The organism is Desulfamplus magnetovallimortis, from assembly GCF_900170035.1.
Classification (GTDB): Bacteria; Desulfobacterota; Desulfobacteria; order Desulfobacterales; family Desulfobacteraceae; genus Desulfamplus; species Desulfamplus magnetovallimortis.
In genome coordinates this window covers 90,553-105,906 of sequence record NZ_LT828545.1, presented here as the reverse complement: position 1 = coordinate 105,906, position 15,354 = coordinate 90,553, and the positions used below count along the sequence as shown (strand labels likewise).

The 15,354-nt window shown below is 44.6% G+C and carries 10 protein-coding genes; all 10 read left to right on the top strand.

The annotated features are described in order from the left end of the window. Positions 1-184 precede the first annotated feature (184 nt). The 10 genes from MTBBW1_RS12185 to brxL all read left to right on the top strand — a co-directional run bounded on the left by MTBBW1_RS12185 (position 185) and on the right by brxL (position 15,326). Complete coding sequence (locus MTBBW1_RS12185) at positions 185-982, top strand: DUF1819 family protein (protein ID WP_080803999.1); 798 nt, start codon at positions 185-187, stop codon at positions 980-982. Further along, complete coding sequence (locus MTBBW1_RS12180) at positions 957-1,529, top strand: BREX protein BrxB domain-containing protein (protein ID WP_080803997.1); 573 nt, start codon at positions 957-959, stop codon at positions 1,527-1,529. The genes MTBBW1_RS12185 and MTBBW1_RS12180 overlap by 26 nt, the downstream gene beginning before the upstream one ends. Positions 1,530-1,740: 211 nt before the next feature. Next, the gene (gene brxC / locus MTBBW1_RS12175; RefSeq protein WP_080803995.1) at positions 1,741-5,358 is read left to right on the top strand and encodes a BREX system P-loop protein BrxC; all 3,618 of its coding nucleotides are present in this window, start codon (positions 1,741-1,743) and stop codon (positions 5,356-5,358) included. Positions 5,359-5,437: 79 nt separating this feature from the next. Next, positions 5,438-5,716 carry a BrnT family toxin gene (locus tag MTBBW1_RS12170; protein ID WP_080803993.1) on the top strand — a complete coding sequence of 93 codons (279 nt, stop codon included), beginning with the start codon at positions 5,438-5,440 and terminating at the stop codon, positions 5,714-5,716. Further along, positions 5,691-5,957 carry a BrnA antitoxin family protein gene (locus MTBBW1_RS12165; RefSeq protein WP_080803991.1) on the top strand — a complete coding sequence of 89 codons (267 nt, stop codon included), beginning with the start codon at positions 5,691-5,693 and terminating at the stop codon, positions 5,955-5,957. The genes MTBBW1_RS12170 and MTBBW1_RS12165 overlap by 26 nt, the downstream gene beginning before the upstream one ends. Before the next feature lie 76 nt (positions 5,958-6,033). Beyond that, complete coding sequence (gene pglX / locus MTBBW1_RS27800) at positions 6,034-9,879, top strand: BREX-1 system adenine-specific DNA-methyltransferase PglX (protein ID WP_139786756.1); 3,846 nt, start codon at positions 6,034-6,036, stop codon at positions 9,877-9,879. Between the two features lie 3 nt (positions 9,880-9,882). Then, positions 9,883-12,408 carry a PglZ domain-containing protein gene (locus MTBBW1_RS12150; protein ID WP_080803989.1) on the top strand — a complete coding sequence of 842 codons (2,526 nt, stop codon included), beginning with the start codon at positions 9,883-9,885 and terminating at the stop codon, positions 12,406-12,408. Positions 12,409-12,480: 72 nt separating this feature from the next. After that, on the top strand, positions 12,481-12,825 hold the full coding sequence (locus MTBBW1_RS12145) for a type II toxin-antitoxin system RelE/ParE family toxin (protein WP_080804186.1): 345 nt from the start codon (positions 12,481-12,483) through the stop codon (positions 12,823-12,825). A gap of 2 nt (positions 12,826-12,827) precedes the next feature. Continuing rightward, complete coding sequence (locus MTBBW1_RS12140; RefSeq protein ID WP_080803987.1) at positions 12,828-13,103, top strand: helix-turn-helix domain-containing protein; 276 nt, start codon at positions 12,828-12,830, stop codon at positions 13,101-13,103. Positions 13,104-13,151: 48 nt separating this feature from the next. After that, entirely contained in the window at positions 13,152-15,326 is a 2,175-nt protein-coding gene (brxL, locus tag MTBBW1_RS12135) for a BREX system Lon protease-like protein BrxL (RefSeq protein WP_080803985.1), read from the top strand. Positions 15,327-15,354: the final 28 nt, after the last annotated feature.

Sequence of the window (15,354 nt, the reverse complement as noted above, 5' to 3'; positions counted from 1 at the left end):
ACGGATTGCCACAGATTACGCAAATTACACAGATTTTTTTCAATCAGTGTAATCTTTTAATCCGTTTAATCCGTGATTCAGACAAAAGAATAAGCCTCAAAAAGTGTAAACCGATAAATGAAAGATACCAGTAAATTCTGAAAGACAATAGATTCTGAAGGACAGTAAATTGTAAGGACAACAAGTGACAGAAGAACGAAAACACTACACAACACAACTAAGTGCCGGTCTGGGCTTAATAAATGAAACAAAAATTTTATTAAACCTCTGGGATTCCGCCCTGGATTCCTCTTCACTATTTCAAGCCGCTTTGAACTCAGGTGAGTTTGCCACTGTTTCAGCAAGGCGGTTAAAGAATATTGTGCTTGAGTGCTTTGCCCCCCGATACCTTGCAGATGATGCCCTTCCTGCAACCCTATTGAAACACCACCAGAGCTTGTTCTCATCAAATGAGTTCAACCAGCTTCTCTGCCTTTATACATGCAGGGCAAACGCCATCCTTGCAGATTTTATACGCCAGGTCTATTGGGTACAATACTCCAGCGGCTATGAGACCCTCACCAATGACGATGCAAAAGAGTTTGTGGCAAGGGCAGTTGAAGAGGGAAAGACAAAGAAAACCTGGTCGGAGAGTACCATCAAAAAAGTCTCCTCATATCTGACCGGTTGTTGTTCTGATTTCGGTTTCCTGGAAAAAATCCGCAAATCCGAGCGAAAACTTCTCCCTGTTCATCTGGAATTAAAGGTTGCCGCCATACTCATTCATGATCTTCATTTTTCAGGTCTGGGGGACAACGCTGCTATCTCCCATAAAGATTGGGGAATTTTTGGCCTTGAACCCGAAGATGTACGAAGCGAACTGAAACGATTATCCCTGAAAAATTACCTGATGATCCAGTCAGCAGGGGATGTCACCCGAATAGGATGGAAATTTAAACATATGGAGGAGGTTCTGGATGTCATCGCTCAAGGCAGATTTTAATGAACTCATGGAACGAATACGCCGTGGCAGAGAACTTAGTTATGCCAGCTTTGAACCCATCTTTTATCTCATATTTGATCCGGACAAAATGCTTGAGGTGAAACGGCAAACCACCGCATGGAAGTCAAAACTTTCCAATGAGGGGTGGGATGTCCATCTTTTCTCGATTTCCGACACCATTGCCGATATTTTCAAAAATGCCCGATTGCGTAAAATCTGGATTGCAGGGGATAAAAAAGCCCCCCATGAATGGAAAAAAACAAATCAGTCCCTTGCCAATGCACTTGGAAAAGGCGAGCTTCAGAAAAGACTCGAAGATTTGCTTGAATCTGTCAGTGATAAAAAAAATGCCATTGTGCTTGTGACCGATCTTGAGGCGTTGCATCCCTACATGAGAATCGGCTCCATTGAGGGGCAGTTGCAGGGTAAATTCCAGGTTCCCACGGTCTTTCTCTACCCTGGAAAGAGAACGGGCAAGACGCAACTTAAATTTTTGGGCTTCTATCCAGAGGATGGAAACTATCGTTCTGTTCATGTGGGTGGTTAGCTATACATATTAAAAATCGACACCTATGAACTTTTGAGCATTGTTAATACTGTCTGAATCAGGATACCCAGGATTAACAGGATAAGGCAGGATTATATATCCTGAACATCTTTTTCATCCTGGTTATCCTGATTCAGACAAATTCAATAACTGCTGGGAAAGAAATGAAGGTGTCGCCTTTGAGTGTACATATTAAAAGGAATCTATTGGAATGAACATAAACAGTTTATTTGATCCCAACAAAGATATACACCGAACCATTGAAAAGGTGATCACCTACAGTGCATCCCAGTCACATCGCCTGAAATCGGAAATTTCAGAATATGTTGTCACAGACAGCATTGAAGAGCAGTTTGAAAAACTGCTGGAAAAGATGCAGGTGGGTATGGATGTGGGAGGAGAAAATGAAGTTGGTGTCTGGGTCTCAGGTTTTTACGGTTCAGGTAAAAGTTCATTTACAAAATACCTGGGATTATCTTTTGATAACGCCGTTGAACTGGATGGCACCCCTTTTATGAAACATCTGCAGGATCGTCTGAACAGGCCTGCAAGCCGGGCACTGCTCTCCACCATCACCAAACGGTTCCCTGCATCTGTGCTGCTCCTTGATCTTGCAAGTGAGCAGCTTGTCGGAGCAACCATGGAAGAGGTATCCACTGTCCTCTATTACAAGGTATTGCAGTGGGCCGGTTATTCCCGAAACTTAAAGGTTGCCACCCTAGAACGCAAAATAAAAAAAGAGGGTCGCTATCAGGAGTTCCTTGATATTGTCAGAAAAGAGTATGATGTGGAGTGGGGGGACTATCAAAATGATGAACTGGTGGTGGACAGCATTATTCCGGAGATAGCCCACCGGATGTATCCCAATATTTTCAAGGATGAGACCTCATTTTCAACAGAGACAAGCACCATTATCCGCTTTGAAAACGAGCGTGTCCAGGAGATGATCGATATTATCCGGGAAACCTCGGATAAACAGTATATCATCTTTATTGTGGATGAAGTGGGGCAGTATGTGGGGTCCCGTAAAAACCTTATCCTCAATCTGGATGGCCTTGCCAAAAATCTCAAGCAGATCGGTGACGGCAAGGTGTGGTTCATCGGCACTGCCCAGCAGACACTCACAGAAGATAATGCCCACGCTGCCTTGAACTCTCCTGATCTCTATAAACTCAAAGATAGGTTTCCCATTCAGATCGACCTTGAATCCAGTGACATTAAAGAGATCTGCTATAAAAGGCTTCTTGGTAAATCCTCCACCGGAGAGGCTGAACTGGGGGCAATTTTTGATAAACATGGTCAGGCGTTACGCCACAATACAAAGCTTGAGGATGCAAAATATTATGGTGTTGATTTTGATAAAAAGACCTTCATAAACCTCTACCCCTTTCTTCCTGCCCATTTTGATATTCTCCTCCACCTTCTTGGAGCTTTGGCCAAATCAACCGGTGGTATCGGCCTTCGTTCCGCCATAAAGGTGATTCAGGATATATTGTTAGAGGGCAGCCAGGGCAGACGCTCGGTTGTCGATCAAGAGGTGGGGTGGCTTGCCACTACGGTTACCCTCTATGAGACCCTTGAAAAGGACATTCAAAGGGCATTTTCACATATTCACCAGGCTGTGGAAAAGGTGTTGATCCGGTTTCCCGATTCAGAGCTGCATAAGGATATTGCAAAGGCCGTTGCCGTTCTCCAGATCCTTGGCAACCTGCCTGTTACCGTTCAAAATGTGGCAAGTTTAATGCACCCGTCTGTGGATGCCGATTCTAAAAAGGATCAGGTGGAAAAAGCAGTGCAGGAGCTGATAAACGATCCCCTTGTACCCTTTGGAGAACAGGACAACAACCTCTGTTTTTTCAGTGAAAAACTCAATGATATTGAGCAGGAACGCTCCCAGATACCCCTGCGTACAGCAGATACCCGTCGAATTTTCAATGAGGCGTTAAAATCAGCTTTCAGCCCCCTTCCCTCAACCCGTTTAAACGAATCCCTCTCTGTCAGAACCGGATTAAAGGTGCAAAGCGGGTCTATGATATCAACCATCACAGGGGATAAGGATACCATTCAAACCATAGTAGAATTTGTGGAACCTTCGGATTATGACACCGTCAGAACACGCTTCATTGATGACTCAAGGCATAGATCTTCCCAATACATCATCTACCTTCTGGGGCGAACCCACTCTGATATTGATAACAAGGTAAAGGAGATTTTCAAGTGCCAGGAGATAGCCCGTCGTCACAGAAACGATCCAGATCAGTCTGTCAAAGAGTACTGCACAAGTCAGGTGGACAGATCCAACAAGTTAATCAGTGAACTGCAACATCTTATCAAGCGGAGTTTAAGCCAGGGCTCCTTTATCTTCAAGGGCCAGTCAACCGCAGTTGAGAGCTTGAATCCGGATGTTCTGGAGGCAGCCAAAAAACATCTTGCAAAAGTTGCGGCACAAATCTTTGACAGGAACAAGGAGGCATCTGTTCGTGCAGAAACCGCTCTGGCGGAAAAATTTCTCAAGATCGGTAATCTGTCCGCCATAACAGACAAGATTGACCCATTGGGGCTTGTTCAGATGAATGGGGGAACCCCCAGTATAAAATTCGATCATAAAGCACTTTTAAGCATTCGGGATTACATAGATAAAAACGGTACTGTGGATGGCAAACGGCTCATGGAACATTTTACAGAGGCACCATTTGGCTGGTCACAGGATACACTTCGCTATCTTATCGCATCTCTTCTTGTGGCAGGTGAGATAAAACTAAAGGTGTCAGGGCATGAAGTTACTGTCAACGGTCAAAAGGCAATTGATGCCCTGAAGACAAACAACGCCTTTAAACCCATTGGCGTATCCCTCCGTGATGAGCGTCCCTCCATGGAGATCCTTGCCCGTGCTGCTCAAAGGCTGACAATCCTTTTAGGAGACAACATCATCCCCCTGGAAGATGTTATCAGCAAAGCCACAACAAAATCGTTTCCTGAAATTCAGCACAAATTTGGCTCCCTTGCAGAGAAAATGGCCACATATGCTCTTCCGGGAAGAGACCAGATACTTCAGATGAACCAGGAGATCACAGATGTGCTTCTGACCGATGGTTCAGATGCACCCCAGAGGCTTGGCGGAGAAGATTCTCTTTTGTATGAAAACCTGAGAAGGGCTGATGAGATTAAAAAAGCCCTTGAAAGCGGCCTTGAGAAAACCTTGAAAGAGCTGCTGGAACACCGCAAAGATATTGAAAAACTTCCCAATTCAGGTGTGCCTGGAGCACTTAAAAAAGAGTTGGAAAGTGAGTTGACAAAACTGGGAGATCACTTAAACAAGGATGATTTCTATAAACATGCCGCCGACCTGAACACCATTTTGACCTCCCTGCAAAGCCAGGCAAAAAAGGCTGCCCAGGAGATGATGGAAGCCCAGAAGCAGATTATAAAAAATGCGGAAAAGGCTCTGTTGCAGATACCCCAATGGGTTGAGTTTACCCAGGAGGAGCAGAACAATGTGCTTTCCGGTCTGGATGATCTGATTAAAGAGGTAGAGCCTGATCTAAAGGGGCTGTACCAGCTCATTCATCAGGATTTTGATATCAATTCACACATCAATGAGCTGAAAGAGAAGATTGTAAAGGATGGCAGGGAGCGTAAAAAAAGGCGTCTGGAAAAGGGGAAAAAGAAAAAAGAGGGTGAGGAGAGAACAAAGCTGTCCAGAACCATTTCTATCCCTTCAACACTGTCTGAACCCAGTCAAGTGGATGACCTGATACAAAGTTTCCAAGATCTTAAAGAGGAAGCAGCATGTTATCAGGATATTGAAATCAGCATTAGCACTATTTAGGGGCAGCTTCCTGTGGCTACCCTGTCTATTTGGTTTATCCTTGACGCTCTGATTTGTTCTCCCTACAATAAATATACTTATGAAGATTGAATATGATTCAGACAAAAACAAATGGAATATTGATAATCGCAACCTCTCTTTTGAACAGGCAGCAGACCTGGATTGGAGTACAGCACAGATTATTGAAGATGTACGAAAGGATTACCCAGAGACACGGTTTGTCGCCACAATCTATCTTCATAAGAGATTGCACATTCTCTGTTTTACGCCTGTTCATGGCGGAATCAGGGTCATCAGCTTCAGGAAAGCCAATTCACGGGAGGTAAAAAGATATGAGCAGGCAACCATTGATCGATAATGACGGTGAAGTCAGGGAGTTGACTTCCGAAGATTTCAAGAACATGCGTCCGGTATCCGAAGTCTTACCCAAAGAGCTATTGGATGCATTACCAAAGCGTGGACGCATACCAAAAACCAATCCCAAAAAACAGCTCACTATTCGACTGAATAGTGAAATTGTAGATTTTTTCAAGGCCCGTGGTAAAGGTTGGCAAACTGAAATTAATAATATTCTTCAAGAGTATGTAAATTCAAAGTGAACGGTTTCCCCTACATTATTATGCAGGAATATTTCTGAAGATAACAAAACAGAATAACATTCAGGATTAAAATCATATGGCATTTGATCAGACCACCCGCAACAGGCTCCAGCGTTTTGTAACTGATGCAAGAACTCTATTAAGTGACGAATTTACAAGGCAGCTTCAAAATGAGTTCGGTTTGAACCCGGAGACAGGAGAGGTTTCCAAGCTTTCCAATCTCAATTTCCTTGACGATGCCGGAAGGGAAACCGCAGGAATCCTGCGGGAAACCATGGAGCACTATCTTGCCACAACCCCAGGTTCAGGAAAAAAAGAGGTACTCTCCCGAATTGTCCGTGAGCAGGCGTTTACAATCCTCAACCGCATGGCAGCTCTCCGCATGGCTGAAGCCCGTGGTATTTTAATGGAATCCATTGGCAAGGGGTATCAGTCCCAGGGATTTCAGCTTTACTCCTATATGGCGGGATCAGCTCTGGGTGAGTCAGGGGATGCTTACAGGCATTATATCTTCAGTATTTTTGATGAGTTTTCCCTGGATTTAAAGGTGCTGTTTGACAGGTTTTCACCACAGGGGCGACTCTTTCCCAAGGAGTCCAAATTACTGGAACTGCTTGATCTTATAAACCATCCAGATATTGAAAAGCTTTGGGCTGAAGATGAGACCATCGGGTGGATTTATCAATATTTCAACTCCAAAGAAGAGCGAAAAAAGATGCGGGATGCTTCCCAGGCACCCCGCAACAGCAGGGAACTTGCTGTCAGGAATCAGTTTTTTACCCCTCGTTATGTGGTGGAGTTTTTGACAGACAACACCCTTGGGCGACTATGGGTGGATGCCCTTGGTGATAAAACATCTTTGAGACACCGTTGTCGCTATCTGATGGTTAAACACGATGAAAATCTGGAAGGCTCAGGCAATCCAAGAGATCCGCGAACATTAAGATTGTTAGACCCGGCCTGCGGCTCAATGCACTTTGGTTTATATGCCTTTGATTTGTTTCTGGACATTTACCACGAAGCATGGGAATGGGAACAGGAGCACGGTGCAGGTTCATTGAACATTTCCACTTCATCGGATCAAGGGCTAAAACCACTCTGTAAAACCTATGCCAACCGCCATGACTATCTGCTGGATGTGCCAAAACTCATTATTGAGCACAATATTTACGGTGTGGACATTGATCCCCGTGCCGCTCAGATCGCTTCATTGGCACTTTGGCTGCGTGCACAGCGAGCCTGGCATGACGCTGATGTTAAAGCTCAAAACCGACCGCTCATTGGTCAGGGGAATGTGGTTCCGGCAGTTGCACCTCCCAGGGAGTCTGAATTGCGGGATCAATTTATAAATAACCTGGATGATCTCGATGCAGAACTGTTTGATCAAACATTGACACTTCTTGACAGAATGCCAGAACAAGGCATCATTTTAAAAGCGGAGACCGAGCTTCCTCGCCTAATAAAAAAAATATTCGGTGAACATGGCGGCCTGTTCAAACAAGAAGATATTCAGCAATGGGAATCCGCAGAAAAGCGTTTGCGTAAGGCACTCCGCACTTTTTCAACGGCAGGGCTTTCCTCTTATCAAGGTCATTTGTATGCAGAAGATGCCTTGCAGGGGTTGCGACTGATTGATCTTTGTAATGAAAAATTTGATGTGGTCTTGATGAATCCGCCCTTCGGAGCTTTGGCGGCAAACAGCAAGCAACCCCTTTCCAAAGCATATCCGTGCAGCAAAAATGATTTACTCGCTATCTTTGTTGAGCGTGGCCTGGCTCTTCTCCGCTCCGGCGGACGTATTGGGGCGATTACATCCCGCACCTGCTTTTTTCTTTCCAGTTTCCAAAAATGGCGTGAACAGGTGGTGTTGGGGACAGGCAAACCAGAGGTCATGGCCGATCTGGGCTATGGCGTAATGGATGATGCCATGGTGGAAGCTGCCGCCTATGTGCTGGTCAAACAATCAGATAAAACTGCGGCCAAAACCGATGACCAGCCCCCTGTCAAAACATCCGTCAAAACCTCATTTCTCCGCCTGCTCGCCAACAAAGACAAAGCGGAGAACTTGCCCGCTTCCTGTGATGCTTTCCGGTATGGGAAGGATGGCAACCGAGTTTTCCAGGTCGCATCGGATTCCTTCCTCGCGGTTCCGGGAGCACCCTTCGCCTATTGGGTCAGTGATTCCGTAAGAGCTGTGTTTGAAAAATTTCCAGCATTTGAATCAGAAAAACGAACCGCCAGTCAAGGTCTTGCAACCGCAGAGGATTTTCGATTTGTGCGAACCTGGTGGGAGCAGTCTGGAAAAGGCTGGAAAGATTTTGCCAAAGGTGGAGCATATTCGCCATTTTACTCGGATGTGTATTTGACGGTAAATTGGAAATATGAAGGAAAAGAAATTCGAAATTTATTCGATAAAAGATCGGGAAAATTACTTTCGCGCCCTCAGAATACTGCTTTATACCTCCGACCCGGACTCACTTGGCCATTGCGTACAACGAGTGGATTTGGTTTACGGGCTATGCCTCGAAATTGCATTTTTGGTCATAAAGGTCCGGCTGCATTTGTAGAGGATAACGCAAGCAATGCCTTGTTAGCATTACTGAGTTTAATGAATAATAAAGCATTCGGATTACTTGTGTCACTTCAATTAGCTGCTGCCGATGCGGCGGCACGTTCATATGAAGTTGGGGTCATTAAGAAAACACCGCTTCCTATTTTAACATCCGATCAGGAAAAACAACTTGCTGACTTGGCACGTCGTGCATGGTCTGTTAAGCGATCTTTGGATACTACGGAAGAAACCTCCCATGCCTTTTTTTTGCCGGAAGCGTTGCTGACCCGACAAAGTCATTTTGTTCCTTCAGAGATTGAACGCAAGTTGGCGGCTATTCAAAAAGAGATTGATGAGATTGCCTTTGATCTGTATGGCTTTTCAGAAAAAGACCGTTTAGCCGCCTTGCAAGGTCAGAAAACAGATGAACATGAGAAAAATGACCTGGAAGATGGGGACGGGGAGACTGTTGCTCCATTGGATAAGGATCAAATAGACTCTATTTTGAGTTGGAGCTTAGGTGTAATTTTTGGCCGTTTTGATATTCGACTTGCCACCGGGGAACGGTCAATGCCGGCAGAACCGGAACCCTTTGATCCATTACCATCCATCAGCCCGGGAATGCTTCCCGAAAACGATGACCCATTTTTAAAACATTGTGGAATTCTGCCGGAAGATGTGAACCATCCCAACGATCTTGCTCACCTTGTTGAGAAAGTCTTATCCCATGTAAAAGTAGAGGTCTCGACTGACATACAACGTTGGCTGCAAAGAGACTGCTTTAGTCAGCATCTGAAAACCTACAGCAAGAGCCGTCGAAGTGCTCCCATCTATTGGCCATTATCTACGATTTCAGAAGGTTATACTCTTTGGGTTTATTATCCGAAAATTTCTGGTGAAACTCTCTACACCTGCGTCAACGATTTTGTAGAACCCAATCTCAAAAATGTATCTAACGATCTGAAAGATCTTCGTAGTAAGTCCGACCGCACCACCAGCGAGGAAAAAGAGTTGACCAAGTTCACCGATCTGGAAGCGGAACTGAAAGATTTCAGGGACGAACTCCTCCGCATCGCCAAGTTCTGGAAACCCAACCTGAACGACGGCGTACAAATCACAGCATCCCCATTATGGAAACTCTTCCAGCACAAAACCTGGCAGAAAAAGTTAAAGGAGACCTGGGAAAAGCTGGAAAAAGGCGATTATGACTGGGCACACCTTGCCTACAGCATATGGCCGGAACGGGTAACGGAAAAATGCAGAACAGACAAATCCCTTGCCATTGCCCATGATCTTGAAGATCTGTATGAAGAACCACCTGAAAAGCCAAAGAAAAAAAGGCGTAAAAAGGCAAAACAAAAGGACTCCTGACCCATGAGTATTGCACAATTTATTCAAACACAGACTCTGCTCCCACGTCTCCAGAAAAAAGGGGTTCTGACGGTCTATGATCCCGATGGCAGATATCGGGATGTCTGCCTGGAACTTGCTGATGAGCATATAAAGGTGGTTGACGCATCACAAAGCAGTATCGAGAGCCGTGAAGCTGCACTTTCCACATTCAAACAGCTTGGAGAAAATAACCCCCAGGTAAAGGGGATGGTCGTCTATATTCCCGTAAAGAAACCCATGACAGATGAAGAGAGACAGCACGACCCCTTCTCCATCTATACGGCCTGCGGCACCATATTTCCGGAAGGTGACGGTGACGGATATATGGATCTTTGTATCAAAGCCAAACCTGACCACGCCACAGAGATTCGGAAAATATTTGATAATGATCCAAATCCGGGTTTTGCTGTAATTGATGCCGTTGGCAGCGGAAAAAAATGGCCCAATCTCAGGGCACTTCTAAATAAGGAATCTGCACGGGACATCTTGTTGGTTCTGCTCTCTCCTGATGGGGGCGAGATGGCAAAACTGAAAAGACAGAAATCATGGCTCAGTGAAGCATCAGACCTTGTCATGGTTTGCCTTGGCTTGAAACTGAAAACAGATATAAAATCATGGGCTGCCATTGCTGACGAGTTGTGGCGGTTTCTGCTCTTCAGTGAATTTGCATTTGATTTTCCAGGTGATTTACCACAAGGGTTATCAGATGTGCCCTGTGCCCCCAAGGAGGCAAAGTCACTGGTTTTTGACCTGTGCGATGGACTCAGAAACGATCTTCGCACCCAGACAACCTATATTGACAGGGCTGAGACCATTGAAAAGGCTCTGGATCTGCCCTTGCTCTGCTCTGATATCAAGGATCTGGGTGACAGAGACACATTCCCCTTTGAAGAGCGTACTTTCTTAAAACAGGGCATTGATTCAATCATCAAGAACAACAGGGACAAAACCCGTCTGATAATTGAGAGGCACTCCAAAACCGTATGGGTGGGAAAGGGTGAAAGTCAGGCCCAATGGGGGCTTGTCTCTTCTGCCCTTCAACTTGTTACATCCTGCGATGATCTTCTGCGGGCACTTGGCAGACACTCTGCAAATATGGGAGCTATAATTGATTTTTATTTAACCGGCTTGCGTGAAGCAGATCGCCTCCAGCGTGAGTTTGAGCAGTCTGTTTCCGATTACATTGATAACACCGACATAATGGCGGGTGTGATTGATCATGCACGGTTACGATACCGTGGTCTAGTGGACAAGGTTCAGACCATCTTTATCAGACACTTAGAAAAAGAGGGGTGGCCCCCGGGTGCCATGCTGCATAACATGGATGTTTTTGACAAGTTGATTGCCCCTAAATTAATGGTCAGCGGACACCGGGTTGCCTATCTGCTCATTGATGCCCTTCGGTACGAGCTTGGGGTTGAGCTGGAAAAGCAGCTTTCAGAAAATGGCCAGGTTGATCTTAAAGCTGCATGTGCCGCATTTCCCACCATCACGCCTGTTGGCATGGCAAGCCTTCTGCCTGGTGCTGGCACGGCTTTGAGTCTTAAAAAAGGGGATAAGGGCATTATCCCCATGTTTGAGGATGTTGAGATACCCAACGTGAGCAAGCGGATGGAGGTGTTCAAAAAACGATTTGGCCAGCGGTTCAATGAGATGAAGCTTGCTGATTTTATCAATTCCAAAAAAACAATCCCTGAAAGTGTGGAGCTTCTGGTGCTTCGCAGTGTGGATATTGACAACCACATGGAATCCAATCCGGAAACTACCATTGGGTTGATTCATGATACCTTAAAACGCATTCGTGTGGCCATTCATAAGCTGGAAAAAATGGGATTTCAGGATGTGGTGATTGCCACAGATCATGGTTTTTTCCTCAACACCTATTCCGAAGCAGGGGATGTTTGCAGTAAACCCCAGGGTGACTGGCTCAATGTCCATGATCGCTGCATGATGGGTAAAGGGTCTGAAGATTTCTATAATTTTTTGATTCCAGCAGAAAAGCTTGGTATTCGTGGTGATTATTCAAGTATTGCAGGCCCCAAAAGCATGGCTCCGTACCGTGATGGGCTTATCTATTTTCATGGGGGTGCATCATTGCAGGAAGCCATTGTTCCGGTGCTTACCCTCTCTTTGAACGGGGAAAATAAAAATGATGCTGATAATGAACCCCAATCCGTTGTCATCTCCTACAAGAATGGGGCAAAAAAGATCAGCGTCCGTTTTCCTGTTATTGATATCATGGTGGCAGGAGATCTCTTCTCGGCCGGTTCTGACCTTGAGATTCTGGTGGAGGCCCATGACAAAAAGGGCAATGTGGTGGGAGAGGCAAAGGCTGGTGGTGTTGTCAATCCAACCACAGGAACCGTGTTCATCAAAAGGGGTGAGCAGATTCGCCTGACCTTGAAAATGCAGATGAATTTTGAGGGTAAATTTACAGTCAAGGCATTGAATCCTGTTACCATGGCAGCGTATAACAGCATTAACCTTGAGACGGATTATATGGTGTGAATAATTGTTTCCTTTCAATTGCTCCTTTTTAAGTTTCTTGACACTGTTCACATATATGTATACTTTATCTCCATGAAATTGATATCATTTTACAAGACCGTAACAGGGAAATGCCCTGTAGAAGAACACCTGGATTCTCTTTCTGATTCTCAAGTTACTAAAATTACTTGGGTTTTGAAGTTAATACGAGAGACTCGAAACATCTCAACTAAATACTTTAAAAAACTGGTCAACACAGATGATATCTGGGAAGTAAGGGTAAGTGTTGGAAAGAATATTTTTCGTCTTCTTGGTTTTATTCACGAGCGTGAATTGATCATTTTGACAAACTCCTTTCAAAAGAAAACCCGGAAAACTCCCCAAAAAGAGATAAAATTAGCGGAAAAAAGAAAGAAAGACTATTTGAGCAGGAGATAATTATGGATGACCTTGATAAATATATTGAAAAAAGAAAAAGCAAGAGTCCGAAATTTGCTCAGAACTATGAGAAGGGTTATGAGCAGTTTAAAATTGGTGCTCTACTCAAGGAAGCTCGGCTTGAAGCAGGGCTTACCCAGGAACAGGTGGCAAACAAGTTAAAAACCGGCAAATCTGCAATTTCAAGAATCGAAAATCATGCAGAGGATATTCGTTTATCTACCCTTGTAAATTATGCTCAAGCTTTAGGAAAAAGCCTCAAATTAGAAGTGGCATAATTACAAGTAATCTGAATGCAATGAACCCGGGATGATAGGTTTTAATCAATGGACAACTTGGATAAAAAAATAACAGAACTCTTTGACGGTAAAGTGGTACGAAAAGACCTGCTCCATCGCATCAAAAAAGGCACCAATGTTCCCACCTTTGTACTTGAATTTCTACTGGCCCGCTATTGTGCAAGTGATGAACCCGATGAAATCCAGGAGGGAATGGAGGCAGTCCTTGAAACCCTTCAGGACAATTATGTACGGCCAAACGAAGCCAACACGGCACAGTCAAAGGTGGCCACAAAGGGAAGCCACAGGTTTATTGACAAGGTGCATGTCCGGTATGTTGAAAAGGAAAAGAGGCATTGGGCATCCCTGGAGAACTTTAATTCCCAGCGAATCGCCATTGGACAAAAATTTTATAAAGACAATGATCGCCTGCTTGAAGGAGGAATCTGGGCTGAAGTGACCCTGGCATACAACGACATTGAAGAGGATAAATATGCCTTTTACGTTGAAGATTTACGGCCCATCCAGCTCAGTCGATTTGATTTTAAAAAATATGGCCAGGGCCGGAAAGCGTTTTCAAGGGATGAATGGCTGGATCTCATTTTGCGATCTGTGGGCCTTGAACCCGGTAAATTGAATCACCGCCAGAAATTTCATTTTATTAACAGACTGGCACCTCTGGTTGAAGCCAATTACAACTTCATAGAACTTGGCCCACGGGGCACCGGGAAATCCTATTTTTTCAGCGAGTTTTCCCCCTATTCCACATTGATCAGCGGTGGCCAGGCAACCAAGGCAACCCTGTTTTATAACAACAACCGAAAAAAAATAGGACTTGTGGGTTTCTGGGATACCGTTGCATTTGATGAAGTTGGCGGAATCAAAATCAAAGATCCTGATACCATTCAGATTATGAAGGATTTCATGGCCAATGGACGTTTTTCACGGGGTGTTGAAGTGATTGCCGATGCAAGCCTTGCCTTTGTGGGCAACATTGACCAGTCGGTGAAGCAGATTGTAAACTCCTCTGAATATGATCTCTTTCAACCCCTTCCCCCGCAATTTGATCTGGCCGTGATGGATCGGTTCGCAAGTTATATTCCCGGCTGGGAGATGCCAAAAACCAGCAGTGCCTACCTCACCGGTAATTATGGATTTATAACGGATTATCTGGCCGAAGCCTTTCATTATCAACTGAAGCACTCAAACCGCTTTGAAGAGGTCAGTTGCCGTATCAAACTGGGCAATAGCGTTGAAGGACGTGATGAAAAGGGGATCAAAAAGACAGTTTGTGCATTTTTAAAAATATTACATCCTGAAGATTCACCTTCAGACAGGGATTTTGAAGCCTATGTGGCCTATGCCATTGAAAATCGCCGCAGAATTAAAGAGCAGATGAACAAAAGAAAACCGGATGATGAATTTGCCAAAATAGATCTATCCTATTTTGCTGAGGATGGAAACGAGGTTGTGGTCTATTGTCCCGAGTCAAAATCAGCCCAGGCTACCCAGAACCCCGTTAGAAGTGAGCTGGAGTCAGTGGATCAGGAAGCTTTTAGTAAAAATGGCCTGAAAAACAAAAAAAGCACAATAGAAAACCCGGTTGAAGGGTTTGTTGAAAGGGTTGTTGAAGAGGTCGTTGAAGAGTCCATTGAAGAAGGAACGGAAAGCTCAATCAAAGGAGTAGTTGAAAAGACGACAATAAACAACCCTGGAAAAATTACAAAAAAGATAGCAGAAGAAAAAACCGAACCTGTTGAACAGCATCTGTCCATTTTGTATGGAGACACCGGACATTCATATGAATCCATCATCTCTGCCTACCTCGAAAATGGAAAAGAGATCACCATAGAAGATCCTTATATCCGAAGTAATCATCAGATTCATAATTTTGTAAGGTTCTGCGAAGCGGTTATTAAATCCCCCACCATCAGAAAGATCAACCTTATCACAAGTTATGATGAATTTACGCCCCTCGTGGAACTTCAGGACAAACTTGGAGAACTCCAGCAGAGTCTTCTTGAGATGGACATCGAGCTTAACATTGAGATCAATCCCCAGTTGCATGACCGTGAGATCAGAATTGATAACGGCTGGGTCATAAAAATTGGCCGTGGACTTGATTTCTACCAAAAGCCCGACAGTTGGTACGAAATCGGAGTCAATGACTTAAGTTTACGGAAGTGTCTGGAAACAAAGGTCGATATCTTCAGGAAAGAATAAAAAAAGCAGATACTCTTCCTAACGCCCC

Excerpts from the sequence above, each read along its gene's own strand:
- MTBBW1_RS12180 (WP_080803997.1), top strand. The coding sequence starts at position 957 with ATGTCATCGCTCAAGGCAGATTTTAATGAACTCATGGAACGAATACGC.
- brxC (WP_080803995.1), top strand. The coding sequence starts at position 1,741 with ATGAACATAAACAGTTTATTTGATCCCAACAAAGATATACACCGAACC.
- MTBBW1_RS12170 (WP_080803993.1), top strand. The coding sequence starts at position 5,438 with ATGAAGATTGAATATGATTCAGACAAAAACAAATGGAATATTGATAAT.
- MTBBW1_RS12165 (WP_080803991.1), top strand. The coding sequence starts at position 5,691 with ATGAGCAGGCAACCATTGATCGATAATGACGGTGAAGTCAGGGAGTTG.
- pglX (WP_139786756.1), top strand. The coding sequence starts at position 6,034 with ATGGCATTTGATCAGACCACCCGCAACAGGCTCCAGCGTTTTGTAACT.
- MTBBW1_RS12150 (WP_080803989.1), top strand. The coding sequence starts at position 9,883 with ATGAGTATTGCACAATTTATTCAAACACAGACTCTGCTCCCACGTCTC.
- MTBBW1_RS12145 (WP_080804186.1), top strand. The coding sequence starts at position 12,481 with ATGAAATTGATATCATTTTACAAGACCGTAACAGGGAAATGCCCTGTA.
- MTBBW1_RS12140 (WP_080803987.1), top strand. The coding sequence starts at position 12,828 with ATGGATGACCTTGATAAATATATTGAAAAAAGAAAAAGCAAGAGTCCG.
- brxL (WP_080803985.1), top strand. The coding sequence starts at position 13,152 with ATGGACAACTTGGATAAAAAAATAACAGAACTCTTTGACGGTAAAGTG.